Source organism: Xanthomonas sp. A1809, from assembly GCF_017746015.1.
In the GTDB taxonomy this organism is placed as follows: Bacteria; Pseudomonadota; Gammaproteobacteria; order Xanthomonadales; family Xanthomonadaceae; genus Xanthomonas; species Xanthomonas euvesicatoria.
In genome coordinates, this window is record NZ_JAGHWZ010000003.1 from 158,623 (window position 1) to 181,677 (window position 23,055).

Annotated in this window: 19 protein-coding genes; 16 read left to right on the plus strand and 3 right to left on the minus strand. The window is 62.2% G+C overall.

What is annotated here, in order from left to right:
* Positions 1 to 14 precede the first annotated feature (14 nt).
* Positions 15 to 1,307, plus strand: a complete 1,293-nt coding sequence (locus tag J7396_RS01830; protein ID WP_005913957.1) for an adenylosuccinate synthase — start codon at positions 15 to 17, stop codon at positions 1,305 to 1,307.
* Between the two features lie 375 nt (positions 1,308 to 1,682).
* Positions 1,683 to 4,355: a M1 family metallopeptidase gene (locus tag J7396_RS01835; RefSeq protein ID WP_209260866.1), complete on the plus strand. Its 2,673-nt coding sequence runs from the start codon at positions 1,683 to 1,685 to the stop codon at positions 4,353 to 4,355.
* A gap of 256 nt (positions 4,356 to 4,611) precedes the next feature.
* Here the strand turns inward: J7396_RS01835 and J7396_RS01840 are convergent, their stop codons facing one another.
* Positions 4,612 to 4,935 carry a hypothetical protein gene (locus J7396_RS01840; protein ID WP_209261016.1) on the minus strand — a complete coding sequence of 108 codons (324 nt, stop codon included), beginning with the start codon at positions 4,933 to 4,935 and terminating at the stop codon, positions 4,612 to 4,614.
* A gap of 142 nt (positions 4,936 to 5,077) precedes the next feature.
* Positions 5,078 to 5,791 carry an SDR family oxidoreductase gene (bdcA, locus tag J7396_RS01845; RefSeq protein WP_209260867.1) on the minus strand — a complete coding sequence of 238 codons (714 nt, stop codon included), beginning with the start codon at positions 5,789 to 5,791 and terminating at the stop codon, positions 5,078 to 5,080.
* 71 nt (positions 5,792 to 5,862) lie between these two features.
* Between bdcA and J7396_RS01850 the strand changes: the two genes are divergently transcribed.
* The 14 genes from J7396_RS01850 to J7396_RS01915 all read left to right on the plus strand — a co-directional run bounded on the left by J7396_RS01850 (position 5,863) and on the right by J7396_RS01915 (position 21,037).
* Positions 5,863 to 6,453 (plus strand): TetR/AcrR family transcriptional regulator, encoded by a 591-nt coding sequence (locus tag J7396_RS01850; protein ID WP_209260868.1) that lies wholly within the window; start codon positions 5,863 to 5,865, stop codon positions 6,451 to 6,453.
* Between the two features lie 508 nt (positions 6,454 to 6,961).
* The gene (locus J7396_RS01855) at positions 6,962 to 7,879 is read left to right on the plus strand and encodes a hypothetical protein (RefSeq protein WP_343237458.1); all 918 of its coding nucleotides are present in this window, start codon (positions 6,962 to 6,964) and stop codon (positions 7,877 to 7,879) included.
* A 167-nt stretch (positions 7,880 to 8,046) separates the two neighbouring features.
* Complete coding sequence (locus tag J7396_RS01860) at positions 8,047 to 8,961, plus strand: hypothetical protein (RefSeq protein WP_223293159.1); 915 nt, start codon at positions 8,047 to 8,049, stop codon at positions 8,959 to 8,961.
* A 20-nt stretch (positions 8,962 to 8,981) separates the two neighbouring features.
* Positions 8,982 to 10,646 (plus strand): XVIPCD domain-containing protein, encoded by a 1,665-nt coding sequence (locus tag J7396_RS01865; RefSeq protein ID WP_327464020.1) that lies wholly within the window; start codon positions 8,982 to 8,984, stop codon positions 10,644 to 10,646.
* A 129-nt stretch (positions 10,647 to 10,775) separates the two neighbouring features.
* The gene (locus tag J7396_RS01870) at positions 10,776 to 11,306 is read left to right on the plus strand and encodes a hypothetical protein (RefSeq protein ID WP_078517286.1); all 531 of its coding nucleotides are present in this window, start codon (positions 10,776 to 10,778) and stop codon (positions 11,304 to 11,306) included.
* Positions 11,296 to 11,982, plus strand: a complete 687-nt coding sequence (locus tag J7396_RS01875; protein ID WP_244669466.1) for a hypothetical protein — start codon at positions 11,296 to 11,298, stop codon at positions 11,980 to 11,982. The genes J7396_RS01870 and J7396_RS01875 overlap by 11 nt, the downstream gene beginning before the upstream one ends.
* 95 nt (positions 11,983 to 12,077) lie before the next feature.
* Positions 12,078 to 12,341, plus strand: coding sequence for a YlcI/YnfO family protein (locus J7396_RS01880; RefSeq protein WP_127165496.1), 264 nt, complete (start codon positions 12,078 to 12,080; stop codon positions 12,339 to 12,341).
* 6 nt (positions 12,342 to 12,347) lie between these two features.
* Entirely contained in the window at positions 12,348 to 12,656 is a 309-nt protein-coding gene (locus J7396_RS01885; protein WP_007963395.1) for a type II toxin-antitoxin system RelE/ParE family toxin, read from the plus strand.
* 53 nt (positions 12,657 to 12,709) lie between these two features.
* Complete coding sequence (locus J7396_RS01890) at positions 12,710 to 13,702, plus strand: restriction endonuclease (protein ID WP_040964891.1); 993 nt, start codon at positions 12,710 to 12,712, stop codon at positions 13,700 to 13,702.
* Between the two features lie 17 nt (positions 13,703 to 13,719).
* Entirely contained in the window at positions 13,720 to 15,534 is a 1,815-nt protein-coding gene (locus J7396_RS01895; protein ID WP_343237459.1) for a class I SAM-dependent DNA methyltransferase, read from the plus strand.
* A gap of 10 nt (positions 15,535 to 15,544) precedes the next feature.
* Complete coding sequence (locus J7396_RS01900; protein ID WP_209260870.1) at positions 15,545 to 15,979, plus strand: nucleotidyltransferase substrate binding protein; 435 nt, start codon at positions 15,545 to 15,547, stop codon at positions 15,977 to 15,979.
* Positions 15,972 to 17,468, plus strand: coding sequence for a restriction endonuclease subunit S (locus J7396_RS01905; protein ID WP_209260871.1), 1,497 nt, complete (start codon positions 15,972 to 15,974; stop codon positions 17,466 to 17,468). The genes J7396_RS01900 and J7396_RS01905 overlap by 8 nt, the downstream gene beginning before the upstream one ends.
* Complete coding sequence (locus tag J7396_RS01910) at positions 17,468 to 20,647, plus strand: type I restriction endonuclease subunit R (RefSeq protein WP_209260872.1); 3,180 nt, start codon at positions 17,468 to 17,470, stop codon at positions 20,645 to 20,647. Before J7396_RS01905 ends, J7396_RS01910 begins: the two co-directional genes overlap by 1 nt.
* A gap of 123 nt (positions 20,648 to 20,770) precedes the next feature.
* On the plus strand, positions 20,771 to 21,037 hold the full coding sequence (locus J7396_RS01915) for a hypothetical protein (RefSeq protein WP_209260873.1): 267 nt from the start codon (positions 20,771 to 20,773) through the stop codon (positions 21,035 to 21,037).
* Positions 21,038 to 21,284: 247 nt separating this feature from the next.
* Here the strand turns inward: J7396_RS01915 and J7396_RS01920 are convergent, their stop codons facing one another.
* A complete protein-coding gene (locus J7396_RS01920; protein ID WP_209260874.1) occupies positions 21,285 to 22,859 on the minus strand; it encodes a serine/threonine-protein kinase in 1,575 nt (524 codons plus the stop codon).
* Positions 22,860 to 23,055 lie beyond the last annotated feature (196 nt).

Sequence of the window (23,055 nt, forward strand, 5' to 3'; positions counted from 1 at the left end):
GGAGTTCACCCGTCATGGGTCAGTCAGTTGTCGTGCTCGGTGCCCAGTGGGGCGATGAAGGCAAAGGCAAGATCGTCGATCTGCTCACCGAGGAAATCGGTGCGGTGGTCCGCTTCCAGGGCGGCCACAACGCCGGCCACACGCTTGTCATCAACGGCAAGAAGACCGTCTTGCATCTGATTCCGTCCGGCATCCTGCGCGACGACGCGCTGTGCCTGATCGGCAATGGCGTGGTGATCTCCCCGGCTGCCTTGATCAAGGAAATCAGCGAGCTGGAAGACGCCGGCGTGGAAGTGCGTTCGCGCCTGAAGATCTCTCCGGCTGCGCCGTTGATCATGCCGTACCACATCGCCCTGGATCAGGCGCGCGAGAAGGCGGCCGGCGGCAAGGCCATCGGGACCACCGGCCGCGGCATCGGCCCGGCGTACGAAGACAAGGTGGCGCGTCGCGGCATCCGCATCGCCGACCTGCATTACCCGCCGCAGCTGGAAGAGCTGCTGCGCACCGCGCTGGATTACCACAACTTCGTGCTGACCAAGTACCTGGGCGTGGAAGCGGTCGATTTCCAGAAGACCTACGACGAGGCGCTGGCCTTCGGCGAGTACGTGCAGCCGATGAAGTCGGACGTGGCCGGCATCCTGCACGACCTGCGCAAGCAGGGTAAGCGCGTGCTGTTCGAGGGCGCGCAGGGTGCGTTGCTGGACATCGACCACGGCACCTATCCGTACGTCACCAGCTCCAACACCACCGTGGGCGGCGCACTGGCCGGTACCGGCGTTGGCGCCGATGCGATCGACTACGTACTTGGCATTGCCAAGGCGTATGCCACGCGCGTCGGCGGCGGCCCGTTCCCGACCGAACTGGACGACGAAGTGGGCCAGGGCATCCGCGACCGCGGTGCCGAATACGGCGCCTCCACCGGTCGCCCGCGTCGCTGCGGCTGGATGGATATCGTGGCGCTCAAGCGTGCCGTGGCCATCAACGGCATTTCCGGCCTGTGCATCACCAAGCTCGACGTGCTCGACGGCATGGAAAAGCTGAAGATCTGCATCGCCTACGAATATCACGGCAAGCGCACCGAGTACGCGCCGCTGGACGCGCAGGGCTGGGAAGAGTGCACCCCCGTGTATCTGGAGTTCCCGGGCTGGAGCGAGAACACCCACGGCATCACCGTGTGGGATGACCTGCCGCCGGCCGCCCGCGCCTACCTGCGCGCGCTGGAGGAACTGGCCGGCTGCCCCATCTCGATCGTTTCCACCGGCCCGGACCGCGACCACACCATGGTGCTGCAGGACCCGTTCGCCTGATCGGCTGATGCGTGATCGAACCGACGAAAGCCCTGCGAAAGCAGGGCTTTTGTTTGCGCAATACCATTGCGTTGCCTGGCCACGCGCCCGGCACCTGTCTGACGGCCGCTGGTGAGGTGTTGCTGGCCGCCCCCGCCTGATCGATGCGGGGCGGGTTCAGCATGGCCGTGTAGCATGCTCGCGCCAGCCGGGATTGCCTTGCCCTGGTTTGATGCATGCGTGCCTTGTCGTTGCCGTGGCTTCTCTTTGACGTGTGTGGCTTCGCGTCTGTCAGGCAGGCGCATGACTTTCGGCCGTGTGTGGTCTTGCGGGCCGGCGCCATGATGCTGGCCGCTGTACGACTTCGTTTACTTCATTACTCTTTTTAGGAATGTCATGCGCCAGATCCTGGTGACTGCTATTGCGCTGGCGCTGGCCAGCACCTGCGCCGTTGCGCCGGCTCACGCTGCTGTGGCTGCACCGGAGGTGGTCAGCGCATCGGCCGCGCAGGTCACCAGCCAGTTGCCGCGCACGGCCAAGCCCACCCACTACGCGGTGGAGATCACCCCGCATGCCGACAAGATGACCTTCGACGGCAAGGTGGCCATCGACATCGTGGTGCTACAAGCCACCGACCGCATCGTGTTGCAGGCGGCCAACCTCAGCTTCGCGCGCAGTACGTTGGCGCAGCGCAAGGGGGGCAAGCCGCAGATGGCCAAGGTCAGCACCGATGAGCAGGCGCAGACCGCCACCTTCGCCTTCGACAAACCGCTGGCACCGGGCAACTACGTGTTGTCCATCGACTACAGCGGTGTGATCAATACCCAGGCCAACGGCCTGTTCGCACTGGATTACGCCACCCCGCAAGGCCAGCGCCGCGCGTTGTTCACCCAGTTCGAAAACTCCGATGCACGCCGCTTCATCCCCTCGTGGGACGAGCCTGATTTCAAGGCCACCTTCGACCTGGCAGTCAATGCGCCGGCCGCGCAGATGGCGGTGAGCAACATGCCGGTTGCCTCGTCCAGCAATGCTGCTGGCGGCATGAAGCGCGTGGCGTTCCAGACCACGCCCAAGATGTCCACGTACCTGTTGTTCCTGAGCGTCGGCGACTTCGAGCGGGCGACGCGCAAGGCCGACAACGGCACCGAGATCGGCGTGATCGCGCAGAAGGGCAAGGTGGACCAGGCGCAGTTCGCACTGGATTCCGGGCGCGACGTGCTGCATGAATACAACGCCTATTTCGGCATTCCGTATCCGTTGCCGAAGCTGGACAACATCGCCGCACCCGGGCAAAGCCAGTTCTTCAGCGCGATGGAAAACTGGGGGGCGATCTTCACCTTCGAGTACTCGCTGCTGCTGGACCCGGCCACGTCCAACATCAACGACAAGCAGGACGTTTTCACCGTAGCCGCGCACGAGATCGCGCACCAGTGGTTCGGCAACCTGGTGACCATGGCGTGGTGGGACGACCTGTGGCTCAACGAAGGGTTCGCCAACTGGATGGAGGCGCGCACCACGCACAAGCTGCACCCGGAGTGGGATATCGACAACACCGGCGCAGCCTTCAAAAGCCGCGCGGCGATGCAGCGCGATGCCTATGTCACCACCCACCCGGTGGTGCAGCACGTCGCCACGGTGGAGCAGGCCAGCCAGGCATTCGACCAGATCACCTACGACAAGGGCGAAGCGGTGATCGCCATGCTCGAAGACTATGTGGGCGCGGACAACTGGCGCAGCGGCGTGCGCAGCTATCTCAAGCAGCACCAGTACGGCAACGCCGTCACCGATGCGCTGTGGCAGCAGATCGATGCAGTGGCACCGGGCAAGCAGTTCACCCAGGTGGCGCACGACTTCACGCTGCAGCCGGGCGTGCCGTTGATCCAGGTCAGCGCCAGCTGCACGGCCGGCACCTCGACCGTGCAGCTGAAACAAGGCGAATACACTGTCGACCGCCCCGACAAACAGCCATTGCGCTGGCATGTGCCCGTCACGGTGCGCGGCGCCAGAGGCACGCCGGTGCGCGTATTGGTGGATGGCAGCGCGCAGGTGCAGTTACCCGGCTGCGATACGCCTGTCGTGGTCAATGCCGGGCAGAAGGGCTACTTCCGCACGCTGTATGCACCGGCGCAATTCACCGCGCTCACCAAGGGGTTCGACGCCTTGCCGGTGGTCGATCAGTTGGGTGTGCTGATGGATACCGCTGCGCTGGCACCGGTGGGGCTGCAGCCCGAAGCGGACCTGCTTGAGCTCACCGCCAAGGTGCCGGTCGGTGGCTCGCCGGATCTGTGGAAAGTGGTGTCCGAAACGTATTCCAACATCGATCGCCTGTTCGCGGGCGACCTCAAGGCGCAGGCCAGCTGGCGGCGCTTCGCGCGTGCGCGGCTTGCTCCCGAGTTCGCCACGCTCGGCTGGGACGAGCGCAAGGACGACAGTGCACAGACCAAGCAGCTGCGTGCCAGCCTGCTCAACAGCCTGAGCGCGCTGGACGATGCACAGGTGATTGCCGAAGCGCAGCGTCGTTTCGCTGCGTTCCAGGCCGACCCGGGCACGCTGTCGCCGGAGCTGCGTAGCACGGTGCTGCGTATCGTCGCCCGCCACGCCGACTCCGCCACCTGGGACGCATTGCATGCCATGGCGAAGAAGGAAACTTCCTCGATGCTGCGCGACCAGTCGTATGCGTTGCTCGCCTACGCCGAGGACCCGGGGCTGGCGCAGCGCGCCCTTGAACTTGCACTCACCGACGAGCCTGGCGCCACCACTGGCGCCAGCATGATCGGCGATGTCGCCAGCGAGCACCCGGAGCTGGCATTCGACTTCGCACTGGCCCATCGCACCCAGGTAGACACATTGATCGACTCCACCTCGCGCGCCCGCTACTACCCGCACCTGGCTGCAGGCTCGAACAAGCTGGAGACCATCGACAAGATCAAGGCGTATGCCGACACCTACCTGGCCCCCACCTCACGCCGCGATGCCGAAACCGCCATCAGCACCATCCAGACGCGGGTGACGTTGCGCGAGCGGCGCGTGCCGCAGATTGCGGCCTGGTTGAAAAAGCGCAAAGCCTGACGCGTTGCATGGAGCAACAAAAAGCCCGGTTTTTCCGGGCTTTTTGTTTGGTGCAGGGGCCGCCAGTGCAGGTGAAGCGCATTGGCCAGCAACAGTAGCGAAGGGATCCGGCGGCTGGGTGCCTGAAAAATGCACGCGCGCGTGGTGACTACCGATCTCGGTGTCTAGCGATTCCGCGCGGTGCGGCGTGCTGCATCTTTGTGAGCTGTTTCTGGCTCCGGCGCGCTGGCCGACCGGCTGCGGTTGGCTGCGTGCATCACGCCATGCGCATCGACATATTCTCGCGAACCCGATTGTCCATGTCTTGCTGCTGGCTCTGCGCCAGCGCCTGCTGCCGCTCCACGCTGGCGGTTTCCAGTTGTTGCAGCGACTGCTCAACCGGTGTGCGCACCGCCACATCGGTGGGCATGGCAGCACGCAAGTGGGCAGGGTTAAGCACCGACCGGATGACATCATGCGCATTGGTCAATCCATTGCTGGGTTCGTCGCGAACGATAGGCAACGCAGGGTCAACAGGGTATGCAAGCTCAAGCCAGCGATTGCATGTGCAATACGGCGCAAGACATGGGAAGACGATCAATCACGGCCAACGGCATCATGCGCGTGGATCACGACGCTTGCGATGCAACAGCAGCTCGCCATGCATGTCGACGGAGGGCGTTTGCCGCCATCCGTCGCGATACGTGGCGAGCTGCAGCGCCATCAATGCAGGCGTCGCCGCCTCATGCCCCAAACGCACCATCGATCGTATGCATCGCGCCGGTCACAAAGCTCGCTTCCGGGCCCGCCAGCCAGGCCACCATGCCGGCCACTTCCTCGGCGCGACCGTGGCGCTTGATCGCCATGAAGCTGTGCATCAGGTCTTTCATCGGCCCGTTTTCCGGATTGGCGTCGGTATCGATCGGGCCCGGTTGCACCACGTTGATGGTGATGCCGCGCGGCCCGAAGTCGCGCGCCAGCCCGCGCGCCAGCCCTTGCAGCGCGGATTTGCTCAGCGCGTAGGAGGCCATGCCGGGCAGCGGCATGCGGTCGCCGTTGACCGAGCCGATCACGATGATCCGCCCGCCGGGTGGCATCTGCCGCGCCGCCTCCACGGCGGCGTGGTAGGGCGCGTGCACGTTGATGCGGAACAGCCGGTCCACCGCGTCCGGATCCTGGTCCAGCGCATCGCCGAACAAGGCGATGCCGGAGTTGACCACCAGCACATCCAGCGGCCCGCTGCGTCGCACCGTGTCGATGACCGCATCGCGATCGGCGCTGTCGGCCAGCACCGCGGTGCTGCCGGTTTCGCCGGCCAGGCGCTGCGCCGCCTCGGCGGAGCCGGCGTAGGTAAACGTCACTCGCGCGCCATCGGCCACGAAGCGCCGCACGATGGCGGCCCCAATTCCCCGGCTGCCGCCGAGCACCAACACGGACTTGTCCTTGAACGCTGACATGCACCCACCTCGCTATTAATGTAGCGGGTAATACATAATAGATCTCGTCTGCCGTCAAGGTTTTTGTAACAATGACTACAGAAATCTCTCGGTCCCGCGGCCGGCCGCGGGCGTTCGACCCGGATCAAGCGGTGGCCATCGCGCAGCAGCTGTTCCATGCGCGTGGCTACGACGCACTGAGCGTGGCCGACCTCACCCAGGCGCTGGGCATCAACCCGCCCAGTTTCTACGCCGCCTTCGGCAGCAAGGCCGGCCTGTATGCGCGCATCCTCGACCGCTACGCGCAGACCGGTGCCATCCCGCTGCCGCAACTCCTGGACACCGACCGACCGCTGGCCGACGCGCTGGCCGACGTACTGGAGCAGGCCGCCCGCTGCTACGCCGCAGATCCCGCCGCCACCGGCTGCCTGGTGCTGGAAGGCACGCGCAGCAACGACGCGCAGGCACGCGAGGCGGCCTGCAGCTTTCATGTCGCCGCCCAGGAGTTGATCCGCTCCCACATCGCCAAGCAGTGCCCGCACGACGCAGACCGGCTGGCGGATTTCGTCAGCACCACCATGGCCGGCCTGTCCGCCAGCGCCCGGCATGGGCAGAGCCTGGAGCGTCTGTTGGCGAGTGCGCGCTTGGCGGGGGAGGCGCTTCGGGTGGCGCTGCGCGGCTAGGCAGGGCGCGGGTAGGCAAGGTGCGAGCGGGCAGAGGGCTTTCGATGGCGTGCGCGCACCTGCTCGCTAATCGAGGTGCGCTTGCCGCTACCCAGTACGGTCAATGGGCAGGTGGTACGAGATGGTCGTGACCGGCCGTCGCTCAGGCGAAGTCGTTGTCGGATGATCGGTGCGGTAAATCAAGAATGGACGGGGCAGCGCCTATGGGTCATCCATGCTCTAGGCTGGCTTTAACACAGGCCACTTCAACCTCCTTGTGCAATGCTGGCGATCACATGGAGCCGCACGCAGCGTGTTGGTTGAACGTTCCGAACCATCCGAATTGCTGCTCACCCCCGGACAGTCGCGCTGAGTCCATGCCAGATGGCGTCTTTGCGGGATGCAGCGTCTATTTCGGTCCCGAAATGAGAGTGTCGCTGAACCGTTTTCGTCTGCGATCAATCACTTGACCGAGCCTGCTCATACGGCCACAGTCCGGGACGTTTGCCCTCTTCGTTCAAGGATGCCCGTGAAGAAGCTGACGCATTGCATCGTGGCGACCGCGCTGATGCCCATCATGACGCTAGGGTGTGCACGGCTTTCGATGGAACAGCCTGCCGCAAAACCCTCAAGTGGTGCACACGAAGCATCGTCTTTTCCTCAGGCGCCTGCTGCCACGCCTTCACCTTGGGTGGCCTTCAAACTGGAACGGCAGATGGGCGCCATCTGTGTGGACCGTACGCAATCACAGGGCTCCTCACCTGCGCCTTTGCTAAGGGACGGGTTTTGCAAAGGCCCGGCACCTGCGCATATGGCGGCTGCATTGCTTGCCCTGCCTGCAGATGCGGTCGATGCCTCGCCGCAAGCGCGCGAAGCGGGCCTGCGCGATGCCGTATACGTGGCCGCACCCGGCCTGGGACGGCGCGCGGACTTCACCGTGGTTGCGGGTGATCTGACGATCCGTTCGTTTGAAAGTGCGGATCCCGACAAAATGGTGTACCTGGTCTGGCCGGTGAAATGTGGCGCGGGCGAAGCTGGCCTTGCGTGCCAGTCAGGCAAAGGGCGAAAGGCGTATCGCGTCACCAAGGACGGCACCGCACGCGATGTCAGTGCAGCGGTGTTTCCACCAGCGCCTAGCCTGACTGCAGAAGATGTTGCCCGGCAAAACGACCACGGCGGCTCGGAGCTCTTTCTGTTCGATGACAAGCTGCCCTTGGCGCCGACAATGCGATGGTTGATGGAATTCGATCCTGACCAGCCGCTGGCCACCGATGACCCGAAGCGCGTCGGGTCTTACGCCCATTTTGGTTTTCTTCGGTGGACAGGCAAACGCTTCGAGCTGGTAGAACGAGTCGCTAGAGCGCAGTGGCCGTGTCGCCAGCAGCGCACAGGCGAACCGGCATGTGCGGATTATCCAGATGGTGAGGACCGCTTCGTTGCCCGGTAACGCGGTGTGGCAACGCAGATTGCCAATCCATGGCGTGCGGCATAAGGTGAGTTCTTAACGCGCAGGTCGCGCCAAGCCGGAGCAGTAACCGGTGCAACAGAGCAAAAAAGACGTGGCCTGGCAAAAGTCAGTCGATCCTGACCTAGGCCATCCAGACGGAGCAGAGCATGCAGCATCGCCACTTGAACGGACTGGTTGTGGGGGCCGTGTTCATCGTCGCAGCTGGATGCGTCCAAGACAGCGTCCGCTCGGCACCCCGGCCCCATGCGATGGCTGCCGCCGAGAATGCCTACCCAGCAGTGCCTTCGTCTTCTCCAAAACCTTGGAAGCGCTTCGCGCTGGAGCAAGGTATGGGGGCAACCTGTTCAACCCGGTCGCAGCGAAGCTCTTCCGGTCGGAGCGCGCTGTTGCCTGCCGACGAATGCATCGGCCCTGCGCCGCGTCCGCTGGCTAAGGTCATTCTGTCGCTTCCATCGTCTGATCTGGGGGTTGCCCCCGAGACACGTATGGAAGCCTTGAAGCATGCCGCGTACGTTGCTTCGCCCGGCTTGGGCGCACGCGCAGATTTCACGTTGGCGACCAATACTTTCTGGGCGCGCTCGTTTGAGTCGCGCGAACCGAGTAACACCGTTTACCTGGTTGGAGGGGTGACGTGCACCGATCAGACAATGGACTGCAAGGAGTCGGGGGGCGTCCGCGCGTTCCGGTTCGAAGGGCAAGGCCGGCTGGTAGATGTCAGTGGAGAGGTGTTGCCAGCTGCGCCCACATTGTCCGAAGAAGAGGTTCGGCGCTATCAAGCCTATGCCGAGCCGGTTCCCATTCTGGATGTTTCGCGCCTGTGGCAAGTTCCCGTGTTGCGCTGGGTTATCGAGTCGGATCCCGATGCACCGCTTTCCGATGACCCGCGCTATTACAACGACTGGGCGTATCTGCATTTCGGGTTTCTGGTCTGGACCGGGCAGCGCTTCGAATTGAAGGACAAGGTTGATCGCTCGCGATGGCCGTGCAGGCCGGTGGCCGAAGGAAAGCCTGCCTGTTCCGACGCGCTGGACAGCAGGGGCGATCGCTTTGTAACTCCTTAATCCATGCAGGGGGACCACAGATGGCAAGGGTCATAGAGTTCAATATCAAAGGAAGCGCAGACGACGTTGTGGCGCTGTTCAACGCCAACCGTCCAGCAGATGCCGTGGCATTGCTGGAACGACATCGGCAGGGGCAGCCAGAGGTCGTGCAAGAAAGCTTGGATCGCTATGTCGGCACCCAGGCGCAGCGCGGTATTGCCGCCGGTGCAGAGCGCTCGCAGGCACCAGGCGTTGCTGCAGCGCTACAGCGGTTGCAAGGCATCCAGACTACGGCGCCGCGGTTTCCATCCGAAGATGAGATGGCCGCACTCGCCGACAGCCAGAAGTACGACGTCTACGCAAGCATCGCGCAGGCTCGTGGCAACGCGGCAGCGGATCAAGCGCTGGCAACGCCAGGGCAACGGGTGATCCTTGGGCTACGTCAAGAGAACTCCACACTCGACGCGATGGAGGATTCGGCCCATCCAACCCGACGGCGGGCAGATAACCCGGCGACTGCGCGCGATGAGTCGCGCGGCGGCAGCGGCGTCTACAACGATCGTCTGATCGTTCTTTGGAAGGATGTGGACGGCACCGCACATGTGGTTGAGTCCAATCGCGCCAATACGGAGCCTACTGCGCAATACGACCACCATGCCGGCAATACGGGAGCCAGGCCGCTGGGCGAAGGCGGCCGCGAGAACCGTAGATTCGATCCATCTCCAGGATTTGAAAGTATTACGCGGCCCCGCAAGATCGAAGGCGACGATGTCAACGCGGACGGTGTGCGTGACCTTGGACGTCTGCGCGAAGGCACGATCGAAATGCAGGGTGCGCAGCATCCCAATCCCTTGCTGGCCGGGACTATGGACAGCGCACTGAGGCCGACCCAGGCCGCAGTCGCCGCAGGGCGCGGCATGGTGCAGCGGGACAGCAACGCCGACGGCTGGTTCGACCAGACCGATGTCAATGGCACGCAGGATCTCAACGACACGTTCAAGATCCATCGCGGATCACGTGGCAGTACCGATTCAGCCGGTTGCCAGACGATCCACGCGGACGACTACGACGCATTCGTGAATGCGGTTCAAGGCAACCCCGCACAGACGCGCTGGCAATACGTGCTGACCAGCACCACACCCGGGCCGGTGCGGGAGCAGCAACGGGACCAAGGGAGGGGGAATGAAGGGGCGCAGCCAGGGGAGGAAGAGCGTGGTCATCCGCCGGCCCAGCCGCAGCGGCAGAACGGCGGGCCCGCAGCGCCGGCGCATGGGAGGCCACGACAGGCAGACGCGGAGGATGCCCAGCCCGCGCCTCATCCGTTGCATGTACAGGCCAGCACCTTGGTTGGCCAGTTGGACGCCAGCATGGGCCGCGCCAGCGATGCGCACAGCGAGCGGATGAGCGCCAGCCTGGCCCACTTGGCTAAGGAGCATGGGCTTGAGCGGATTGACCATGTATTGCTGAGCAGCCAGACACCGCGTGCAGCGGCGGGTGCCACCGTCTTCGTAGTGCAGGGCGAACCCAGCAATCCGGCTCATCTGCGTGCCAGCATGCCCACTGACGTGGCCGTCAGTACGCCGGTGGAGCAGTCGCTGGCAAAGGTGCAGGAACTTGATGCGCTTACGTTGGCGCAAGCGCAGAGTCAGGCGCAGGAAAGAACGATGGCGCAGGAGGAGGCGATCAGGCCGCGAAGTATTGGATGAGGTCGTCCGTTTCCACTGTCTGACTGTAGATCAGGGCTCGGGGTTCGCTTTCGAAAATGCCCGCTTGCAAAAATCGGTCGCTCGACAGATATTCCATATTCCGGAATATGGAACAAGGCTTGCCTGGCTGTGGAACTGAAACCTCAGGATCTGGTGGTGCTGTACAAGCAGGTCGCCCAGGCGGGCCAGGCCTGGACGTATGCATCCCTTGGAGAAGCACTGGGCATGAGCGCCTCTCAGGTGCATCGCAGCGTCAAGCGCGCGGTGGCATCCGGCTTGGCGCTGGAAAAAAGCCGCGGCGAGTGGGAGACGGTACGCACGGCGCTGCATGAATTTGCGGTCCACGGCGTGCGTTACGCCTTTCCCGCAGTCATCGGGCCGCCAAAGCGTGGCATTCCTACGGCCTTTGGTGTACCCCCACTGTCCACTGCGATTGCCAGCGCCCCAGGGGATGCACCGGTGTGGCCAAGCGCGCAGGGCACGGCCAAAGGCCCCAGCTTGTCGCCGTTGTCGACCGGTGTGCCCAACGCTGCGCTGGCCGACCCTGCCTTGCACCAACTGCTGGCGCTGCAGGACGCTCTACGCAGCGGGCGTGCCCGCGAGCGCACGCTGGCAGCGAGCTATCTCAAACAATTGCTGAGGCTTGGCGATGCGCTCTGACGATCCTAATTTGCCGCACCTGCTGGTGATTGCGGATGCACTGGGCGAACTTTGCGACCAGGTGGTCTTCCTCGGCGGGGCCGTCGTTGGCCTGCTGGTGTCGGATCCATTGGCGGAAAGCGTCCGCGCCACCTATGACGTCGATGCGGTGGTCAATCTTGATTGGGCTCGATTCCGGGGTATCGAGGCGCGCGTGGAATCGCAGGGCTTTGCGCGCGAGATGCGCAGCGGTGTCGTCTGCCGCTGGGTACACCAAGCGTCGGGCGTCCTCTTCGACCTGATGCCGGTGGATGCCGGCGTGCTTGGCTTCTCCAACCACTGGTACGCCCATGCTGTAGAGACGGCCCAAGTGGTTGCGTTGAGCGATCGCCTGTCCATCCGCTTGGTGACAGCGACAGCATTCGTGGCGACCAAGCTCGAAGCCTTCGTTACCCGAGGCAACAGCGACTTTCTTTCCAGTCACGACCTGGAGGACGTCCTCAATGTCGTCGATGGCCGGGCCGAGCTGGTGGAAGAGTTTGCCGTGGAGCATGCAGACCTTCGACAGTGGGTGGCCGGCGTGTTTGTGGGGCTAGTGGATAACCCGGCGTTTGTGAACGCGTTGCCGGGATTGGTCGCCGAACCGGAGCGCGCAGGCGTCGTGCTTCAGCGCCTACGCACCATTGCATCAGCGTAGCTGCGACATCGCGGGCTTAGGTCTGCAAAGAAAACCTTGAAGCACCGCCGCTCGCTTGCGATGATGCATCGCAATTGCAACGCACTGGACCTGCCATGAAATCCGCATCTCTTCCATCGCTCCGGGTAGACCCGGCGCTGCGCGAAGCGGCCGAGGCCGTGCTGCAGGAGGGAGAGACGCTTTCCAGCTTTGTCGAGCACTCCGTGCGCGCCCAGGTGCAGCAGCGTCAGCAGCAGGAAGCCTTCATTGCGCGCGGGCTGGCCTCGCGTGACAGCGCCAAGGCGTCGGGTCACTACATCGACGCCAAGGATGTGCTGGCCGGGCTGCAGTCCCAACTGGACAAGGCACGCAAGGGCTGAACCAGAGTGCGCTTCACGATCCGCTTCACCGAAGAAGCGCGCGACGATCTTGCGCGGCTTTACGACTGGCTGCTGCAGCGTGTCGATGGCGATTTCGCCATCGCTGAGCGTGCATTACAGGCCATTCGTGAGAGCATCGCTGCACTTGAAGTGGCACCGCTGAGCTGTCGTAAAGTTCGCCAAGGCGACCCTTTCCAGCGTGAGTTGGTGATTGGCTTCGGCCCAAGTGGCTATGCGCTGTTGTTCGAAGTCCAAGACAAGCAGACGGTGCTCGCGCTCGCAGTGAGGCATCAGCGTGAAGACGACTGGTGCTAAGGTCTTGCGACGAAGAATGTATAGAAAATTCTGAATTTAAGAAGAAGGTCGTGATGGCACGGATGTGGATGGTGCGCGGTGAGGGCGGGAGCTTGTACGAAGCATTTCGCGAGCAAGGCGTGGTTGCAGTAGGTTGGACTCAGCTCGCGGCTGAGGCCAAGCCAGGTGTTGATCGCAAGCAATTGATAGCCATTTATCAGGCTGCTGAGCCATTGGCCAGACCTGGTACCGTCATTTCCGGAGCCTCTCAGGTATGGCGTTTCGTAAATGAAATTCAGCAAGACGATTGGGTCATTACTTACTCGCCAGCGAATCGCCTTTACGCAGTTGGCACTGTGGCGGGGCAGGCGGAGTACCTCCCCGAGTCGGCTGAATCAGGCATAGCACTTGCGCGGAAGGTGCAATGGCTGCAGCAGGAGCTTCCCCGCGATCACCTGGGTATCTCAACCAAGAATAGCCTTGGCTCCACACTGACATTGTTTGAGGTGCCGCCCAGTGCCGCCGACGAGATATTGGCAGTGCTCAAAGGTAAGCCGGTACAGGAGATCGAAGAAGCGCTGGACGAAGCCGTTGCCGACCCTCTCGCAGGTATCGAATCCCAGGCGCTTGAGCGCATCAAGGATCTGGTCAGCGAGCTTGGCTGGAGTGACATGCAGCAACTTGTGGCCGGCATTCTGCGAGCGATGGGCTACAAGACCCAGGTCTCGCCACCCGGCTCGGACCGTGGAAAAGACATTGTCGCCTCGCCAGACGGGTTTGGCTTCGAACATCCACGTATTGTCGTGGAGGTCAAGCATCGTAAGGGGCAGATGGGCAGTCAGGACATTCGCAGCTTTCTTGGTGGGCGCCACAAGGATGATCGCGGTTTGTATGTCAGCACCGGCGGCTTCAGCAAGGATGCGCAGTACGAAGCAGATCGCGCGTCCATTCCACTGGCGCTGTGGACGCTGGACCATGTGGTGCGCGCGCTGATCGAGCACTATGCGGCTACCGACGCCGAGACAAAACGCATTGTGCCGCTGAAGCGGCTTTACTGGCCCGCCTGAAGCCAGAGGAAGAAAAAGTGACATCTACCGAACAAAAGATCGAGCGCTTCATCGCCGCCTTGGCTTCGCTTGGCGGCAGCGCGGGCAATCAACGCCTGCGTGAGGAACTGGGCTGGCAGGACAGCACCTACCAACGCATCAAGCAGCAACTGATCGACGACGGCCGCATCCGCGCTGGTCGGGGGCGAGGTGGATCGGTTGCCTTGACGGCGGCGATACAAATGCCAGCTGCGCCCAATGTTGCACCCGAGCCCAAGCCGGCACGGGCCAAACCCGCGCCTGCACCGCTCAAGAAGGAATCTGTGTCCGAACTCGACTACGCCGACAAGCTCTGGAAAACCGCCGACAAGCTACGCGGCAACATGGAGCCCAGCGACTACAAGCACGTTGTGCTCGGCCTGATTTTTCTCAAGTACATCTCGGATGCCTTCGAAGCCCGGCACGCGGCATTGCTGGCCGAAGATCCACAGGCTGCAGAGGACAAGGACGAGTACCTCGCCGAGAATATTTTCTGGGTTCCCAAGCAGGCGCGTTGGTCGCACCTGCAGGCAAACGCCAAGCAATCGAGCATCGGCACGCTGATCGATGACGCCTTGCGCGCTATCGAGAAGGACAACGAATCGCTGAAAGGCGTGCTGCCCAAGGACTACGCGCGCCCCGCGCTCAACAAGGTGATGCTGGGCGAACTGATCGACCTGATTTCTGGTATTGCGCTCAACGACAAGGGCGCGAAGTCCAAAGACGTGCTTGGCCGCGTGTATGAATATTTTCTCGGCCAGTTCGCCGGCGCCGAAGGCAAGCGCGGCGGCGAGTTCTACACACCGCGCAGCGTGGTGCACACCCTGGTGGAGATGATCGAGCCTTACAAGGGCCGTATCTACGACCCCTGCTGCGGTAGCGGCGGCATGTTCGTGCAGAGCGAGAAGTTCGTCAACGAGCACGGCGGGCGCATTGGCGACATCGCCATCTATGGGCAGGAAAGCAATTACACGACCTGGCGCCTGTGCAAGATGAACCTCGCCGTGCGCGGCATCGACAGCGACATCCGCTGGAACAACGAGGGCAGCTTTCACAAGGACGAACTGCGCGACCTGAAAGCCGACTTCATCCTGGCCAACCCACCGTTCAACATTTCCGACTGGGGCGGCGAACGGCTGCGTGATGACGTGCGTTGGGCGTTCGGGCCACCACCGCTTGGCAATGCCAACTACGCCTGGTTGCAGCACATCGTCCATCACCTCAGCCCGCACGGCGTTGCCGGCGTTGTCCTGGCGAATGGCTCAATGAGCAGCCAGCAAAGCGGTGAAGGCGACATCCGTAAAGCGATGATCGAAGCCGGCGTGGTCGATTGCATGGTCGCCCTGCCTGGGCAGCTGTTCTATTCCACGCAGATTCCGGCCTGCCTGTGGATTCTGGCCAAGGACCGCAGCAATGGCCTGGTGCTAAAGAGCAAGTTGCGCGACCGCCGTGGGGAAATCCTGTTCATCGACGCTCGCAACATGGGCGCACTGGTCGACCGCACCCGGCGCGAATTGAGCGATGCCGAGGTGGCCAGGATCGCAGCGACCTATCACGCATGGCGTGGAGAACAGGACGCAGGCGACTATGTTGATATCGCCGGGTTCTGCAAGGCAGCCTCGCTCGACGAGGTGCGCAAGCACGGCCATGTACTCACGCCAGGCCGCTATGTCGGCGCAGCGGCGCAAGAGGATGACGGCGAGCCGTTTGCGAAGAAGATGCAGCGCCTGGCAACGCTGTGGCGGGAGCAGCAGCAGGAAGCGGTGAAGCTTGACGCAGCGATCGAGATGAATCTGAAGAACCTGGGGTTCTGACAGGAGAGACATGACGAACGAGAAACTCGACCTCACAGCATTGCGCAATGCGGTGTCTTCGCTGGAAGACAGCCTGGGCGTGGTCAGCGACAGCGCCTGGTTCAACCAGCAATCGAAGCAGGTGAAAAACACGCTGGTGGCAGGCGTCATCCAGAATTTCGAGTTCGTCTATGAAATCGGCATCAAGATGCTCAAGCGCCAGATCGAGGCCGAATCCGCCAGCCCGGAGGAGGTGGATGAAACCAACTTTCGCGAAGTGCTGCGTGTGGCTGCCGAAAAGGGCTTGATCGCCGACGTGGAAGCCTGGTTCAAGTATCGGCAGATGCGCAACATCACCGCGCACACCTACGATCACGAAAAGGCGAAGAAGGTGTACCAGGGCACCCTGGACTTCATCGTCGATGCGCGCGACCTGCTGCAAAAGCTGGAAACACGCAATGTCTGACACGCCCAATATCGACATCCGGCCCGATCATTGGCAGATCGTGCGCGACATTCTGCGCAAGCATGTGCCGCAATATGCAGTATGGGCCTTCGGCTCGCGGGCCAAATGGCTGGCCAAGCAATATTCCGATCTGGACCTCGCCGTCATCACCGACCAGCCCTTGTCGCTGGCGGTCAGCGCGGCGCTGGCTGACGATTTTTCCGAATCGGATTTGCCGTGGAAAGTGGATATCGTTGATTGGGCGGCTACTAGTGAGGCGTTTCGGCAGATTATTGAAAGGGATAGGGTGGTGGTGCAGAAATCAAGGTCTGGTCCCAGTATGGTAAGTGAGTGGCGCGATACCACTTGGGGCGAAGAAATTTCGCTGGAGTATGGGAAGGCCATACGCGGCTACGACGAAGTCCGCGGCAAATATCGTGTCTTCGGCTCCAACGGTGCAATCGGTTGGACAGAAAACGCGCTGGCCGAAGGTCCCGGCGTTATTCTTGGCAGGAAGGGTGCGTATCGGGGGGTGCGCTTCTGGCGTGAGCCTTTCTGGGTTATTGATACAGCGTATTACGTTGTGCCGAAAAAAAAACTTGACATGCGTTGGCTGTATTACGCAATTAAGCATCATAAGCTCGGAGAGATCGACGATGGTTCACCAATTCCATCAACGACGCGCGCGGCTGTTTATGTTCGAGAGCTGACAGTTCCTTCACTCAAGGAGCAAGGCGAAATCTCTTATGTGCTCGGCGTGCTTGATGACAAGATTGAACTCAACCGGCGTATGAATCAAACGCTGGAGGCGATGGTCCACGCCCTGTTCAAGTCCTGGTTCGTGGACTTCGACGGCGTGGCACCAGAGGACATGCAGGAATCGGAGCTAGGTTTTATTCCGAAAGGTTGGCAAGTCATCGCGTTTGGCGACGTGGCGCAACAAGTAAAAGGCACAGTCAACCCCATGACCTCGCCCGAGGAAACGTTCACTCATTACAGTTTGCCCGCGTTTGACGTTTCTCAACTGCCTGTACGAGAGTTAGGCGAAGCCATTAAAAGCAATAAGACCCCTGTGCCGAATGAATGCGTGCTTGTATCCAAACTCAACCCGCACATTCCGCGTATATGGCTGATTGGTGGTGCGGGGCATAACGCAGTCTGCTCGACAGAGTTCATAGTTTGGATGCCTAAGAAACCGGCAAACAGCGCGTTCGTATATGCACTGGCCTCGTCATCCGAGTTCAACAGTGCTCTGCGTCAGCTCGTTACTGGAACTTCTAACAGCCACCAGCGTGTCAAGCCTGAGCAGCTTGCGAATATTCGCGTCATCGCAGTGAATGATGAAGCAATTTCAAAATTTTCCGCACAGTCTAAGCCATTGATGGAGAAGCTACTCCATCACCGCCTGCAATCCCAGCAACTCGCCCAGCTGCGCGATACCCTACTCCCCAAACTGATTTCCGGTGAGGTGCGTATCAAGGATGCCGAACGCCTTGCGGAGACCGCCTGATGGCCTTTCTATCCGAAGCGGCAATCGAACAGGGCCTGATTCAGCAGCTCGAAGCGCTGGGCTGGTCGGCCACTGGCGATGAGCTGATCGGCCCCGACGGCAAGACGCCGGAGCGTGACAGCCATGACCTCGTCATTCTCCAGCAACGCCTGGCCAGCGCCGTGGCGCGGCTCAATCCGCATCTGCCGCAGGAGCCACGCCAGGAGGCCATCCGCAAGCTGACCCAGCAGGAGTTGCCCAACCTGCTGGAGGAGAACCGCCGCCTGCATAGCCTGCTGATCGACGGTGTGGATGTCGAATACTACGCAGATGATGGTGTGCTGACAGCGGGCAAGGTTCGGCTACTCGACTTTGACCGCCCGAAGAACAACGACTGGCTGGCCGTTCAACAGTTTGTGGTCATCAGCGGCCAGACCAGACGCCGGCCGGACGTGGTGCTGTTCGTCAACGGCCTGCCGCTGGCGGTGATCGAGTTGAAATCGCCCGGCAGCGCAGGTGCAAACCTGGTGGGCGCATTCAACCAGTTGCAGACCTACAAACAGCAGATCCCCGCGTTGTTCCACACCAATGCGGTGCTGGTCACCTCCGACGGCATTGCCGCGCGGGTCGGCTCGCTGTCCGCCGATCTGGAGCGCTTCATGCCGTGGCGCACCACCGACGGCAGGCAGGTGCTGCCCAAGGGACAGCCGGAGCTGCCCACTCTGATCGAAGGCGTGTTCGCGCCGCAATGGTTTCTGGAGTTGCTGCGCTGGTTCACCGCTTTTGGCGAGACCGGTGGTGGACTGGTCAAGATCATTGCCGGTTACCACCAATTCCACGCGGTGAACCACGCGGTGGAATCGACGATTCGCGCCTCACGCAGCGCCGTTGCCGAAGATCCAGCCAAGTACGGCTTGGCCAGCGTTAAAGCGCAGCCGGCAGGCGACCGCAGGGCGGGGGTGATCTGGCATACGCAGGGCAGCGGCAAGAGCCTCCTGATGGCCTTCTACGCCGGGCGGCTGGTGCAACACCCGGCGATGCGCAACCCGACGCTGGTGGTGCTGACCGACCGCAACGACCTGGACGACCAGTTGTTCGGCACGTTTTCGATGTGCAAGGCGCTGCTCCGGCAGACACCGGTGCAGGCCGACAGCCGCGAAGATCTGGCGCACCTGCTCGATCGCGCAAGCGGCGGCGTCATCTTCACCACCTTGCAGAAATTTGGTGAATTGGAAGCGCCATTGACCACACGCCGCAATGTGGTGGTCATTGCCGATGAAGCGCACCGCAGCCAGTACGGCCTGAAAGCCAAACTGGACGCGGAGACCGGCGTGGTCTCGTATGGCTTTGCCAAATACATGCGCGATGCGCTGCCCAATGCCTCGTTCATCGGCTTCACCGGCACACCCATCGAAGCGACCGACGTCAATACCCCCGCGCTGTTCGGACATTACATCGATGTCTACGACATCAGCCGCGCGGTGGAAGATGGTGCAACTGTCCCGATCTATTACGAATCGCGGCTGGCGCGCATTGAATTGGATGAAGACGAAAAGCCCCATTTGGATGCAGAGGTCGAGGCCCTGTTCGAGGGGGAAGGCACGGATGAGAAGGAAAAGCTGAAAGGGCGGGCAGCGGCAGTGGAGCGGCTGGTCGGCAGCCAGAAGCGGCTGGCCCTGGTGGCACAGGACCTGGTGACGCACTTCGAAGAGCGCGTGGCTGCGTTGGATGGCAAGGCGATGGCGGTGTGCATGAGCCGCGAGATCTGCGTTGACCTCTACACCGAAATCATCAAGCTGCGCCCGCACTGGCACAGCGACGACGACACGCTGGGCGCGGTCAAGATCGTGATGACCGGCGCGGCCAGCGACCCGCCGCACTGGCAGCAACATATCGGCAACAAGGCCCGGCGCGATGCCTTGGCGCGCCGCGCCAAGGACCCGGCCGACCCGTTGAAGCTGGTGATCGTGCGCGATATGTGGCTGACCGGCTTCGATGCGCCCTCCATGCACACCATGTATGTGGACAAGCCGATGAAGGGGCATGGCCTGATGCAGGCTATCGCGCGGGTCAACCGCGTGTTTCGGGACAAGCCGGCCGGCTTGATCGTCGACTACATCGGTATTGCCCAGAACCTGAAATCCGCCCTAGCGCAGTATTCGCCCCAGGACAAACAGAACACCGGCATCGACGAAGCGCAGGCGATCGCCGTGCTGCGGGAGAAGTACGAAGTCGTGCGGGATATGTACCACGGCTTTGACTACCTCACGGCACTAAATGGCACGCCGCAGCAGCGCCTGGCGATGATGGCCGGTGCAATCGAGTGGATCCTCGATCAGCAGCAGCAATGGATGGCCGCGGCAAGCAGCGACGATGGCAAGAAGGCAGCGCAACGCCGCTACCAGGACGCGGTGCTGGCCTTGTCAACGGCCTATGCGTTGGCCTCCGCCTCGGATGAGGCGCTTGCGGTGCGTGAGGAGGTGGGCTTCTTCCAGGCGATTCGCGAAGCCTTGGTCAAAAGCGCGACGGGTTCAGGCATCAGCTCGCAGGAGCGCGACTTCGCCATCCGCCAGATCGTGAGCCGTGCGGTGGTCTCCACCGAGATCGTGGATATCCTTAAGGCTGCCGGTATCCAGTCGCCGGACATTTCCATCCTGTCCGACGAATTTCTTGCCGAAGTGCAGCGGATGGACAAGAAGAACCTGGCATTGGAAGCGCTGCGCAAACTCATCAACGACGGTATTCGTTCGCGCAGCAAGCGCAACATTGTGGAGACAAAGGCGTTCTCGGAACGGCTGGAAGATGCAATTGCGCGCTACCACGCCAATGCCATCACCACTGCCGAAGTCTTGCAGGAACTGATCCGCATCGCCAAAGACATCCGCGCGGCACGTGCACGTGGCGAAGAGCAGGGGCTGAGCGAGGATGAGATCGCCTTCTACGATGCGTTGGCAGAAAACGAATCTGCGGTGCAGGTGATGGGCGACGATGCACTCAAGGTCATCGCACACGAGCTGCTGGTGAGCCTCAAGGGCAGCGCTTCGGTGGATTGGGCACGCCGCGACTCGGCGCGTGCGCGCATGCGTGTGTTGGTCAAGCGCATCCTGCGTAAGTATGGCTACCCGCCTGATCTACAAGATGCCGCCGTGAGGACGGTGCTGCAGCAGGCGGAGGCGCTCTCCGCTGCATGGTCTGCATGACTTGGGCTATTGACGCCGGCCGCCTGCGGTAGCAGGATTTGGTCACGGAGCCTCGGAACTCCTCGTACAGCGGTTCGCCACCTCCGACATCGGTGGTTCGCTTAGACAAATGCGAGAGATCGAATGACCGGGGCTGATCAACACCTGAGTGTGAACACTGGCTACTACCTGCCAGAACACGCGCAACACCGCCTGCAGCAACTACGCGACCACATGCGCTTTTTGGCGCGCCTTGCGCAGCCGCGCACGCAGGCCGAAGAGCAGGCTAGGCAGCCGGCCATCTGCATGGACGAGTTGGCGTTTTGTCTGGAGCTGCTGGCTGAGCAGGTGGGACGGGTGCTGGACGATGTGGAGTGCGCTGTCGTCGAAGGCACGCATCCGCAGCCATGACGTGTTGTGCCCTCTGGATTTTGTTGCCGTCTGGATCACCGCCGAATGGGCGCATCACCGGCACGGGTATGGCAGCACGCAGCGGTGCCGATTGAATGCCCGAATCAGCGCTCAGGCTGCGCGCGTGCGGGCACACTTGCCTCACTTGTCTTTCAATCCCGCGCTTCGAGGCTCGGCCACTACACCCTACTTGGTCCATCGGCTCGCGCTCACCTATAACCGGGGGCGCTGCTGAAAATAATTGCTGCTAAAAAGAAGGCAAGCGCTTCAGTTTTTCGTAGGTGCGGTGCATCCGATCACGGGGCGGGAGCGGCGGTTCGGTGAAAAAGGGGTCGCGCAGCAGTCTCTCTGCCTTGGTGCGCTCGCCGGTTCCGTCGTCCAGCATGCTGTTGAAGAAGCGGACCACAATGCGCTTGTGGTCGGCCGGGAGAGCCTGCAACGCATCCATGAAGGGGAAGGTGTCTGCGGTCTTGGCGCGATTGATCCCGATCATGCCCATGTTGTAGTCGGGGCGCTTGAGCACATGCACCAGCAGTTGCGCCACGCTGTAGACGTCGCGCGCATGCCTGGCAGGGGTGCTCAAGTCGTAAAAGCCCGGTGTACCGCCGCGGTTAGGGTCGCCTTCTTCTGCGCCGAGCCCCATGTCGATCAGCCGGAAGATCTTCATGGGTTGGTCGTACATGACGTTGTTGTGCGAGATATCCTGATGCACGATGCCGGCGTCTTCGCAGCAGGCGATGCCCACCAGTACGTCGGCCATCAGCTGCCGGGCCAGGCCGAGATACTCCATTGCAGTGATGGCGCCTTGCTGCAGCGCGATGCGTGCGCGGCCAATCATGCTGCGCACGCTGATGCCGTCGATTTTTTCCAGCAAGATTCCGAAGGTGTGTTCGATCTGCACTACGCCGTGGGCGCGGACGATATACGGCACCGCATCGACCGACCTGATCATTTGATATTCCTGGAAGATCATGGCTTTGCGCGCAGCGATCCTTTGCTGCAGCGCCGGTGCGTCTGCAGCGGTGGCAGGGTCGCACAGTGTCGGCGGGATCGGCCGTTGCGGGTCGGTGCGCAACAAGGCCTTGAAGATGAAGTCGCGTCCGCAATTTTGCCCGCCCTGCCAAAGATCTTCGGCCAGCCGCACCGCGTAGGTCGAGGCGGATGCGCCGGTGCCGACGGTGGGCATGGCGTCCAGCGTTCCTGCAGTGCCTGCGTGCCCGGTTTCCAGCGTCACGTGGACAAACCCATTGTCTACATCCAGGGCGCCGGGCTTCAATGCCGAGAGCTTCTGGATCAAGTCCGGGCGTTCGGATCGGCTGGTCAGCGATTTCACCAGGCGCGGGCTCAGCACGACGTGCTGCCGGGCATGACGCGTATCGCTGACCAGCCGCCGTGCGTTGCGCAAGTTCTGGAATGCGTCACTGCTGTCGGCGCCCGCAAGGGCCGACAGGCGCGCCGGCGTCTCCAGCAGACAGGCCCAGGTCGGTGAGCCGGGTTGCGGGCCCAGACGGGGGCTGCGGCCGGTGAGAGGCGTCGTTGGCGAGTCGCTACTGGATGAGGACCAGGTGTGCGGTGCCAACGCTGCCTGCAGGCGGGGCACCACGACCTCCAGGCGCTTACGTTCGTCGGCAAGTACGCCGGTGATGCTTCTTCTTTTTTCCAGCAGGTTGAGCGGATGGTCTGCGACAGGATGGGGCGGGGTGTGTGGTTCGGGCGCCTGTGCAGTTTCGGGCGCATCGCGCTCTGCGTCTGCGCGCAGCGCCGTGGAAGGGAGAGTGAAGTTGCCGGAGATCTGTTTCATGGTCGAGGACAGTGTGGTCAACGATCAGGGGAGGTGGCTCTGGCGGTTCGCTTGCAACACGCGGCAGCTGGAGTGAGCCGCTGGCACCAGGGGCCACTCAGCGGCGATGCCGGCTGCGTCACTTTGATCATCATTGAGGCAGTGGTGCATGCGGAGGGAGCAATGCACGAAGCAGTGCAGGCGTGGGCGAAGTTGCGCGGCTGCTGCATGTCTTGGC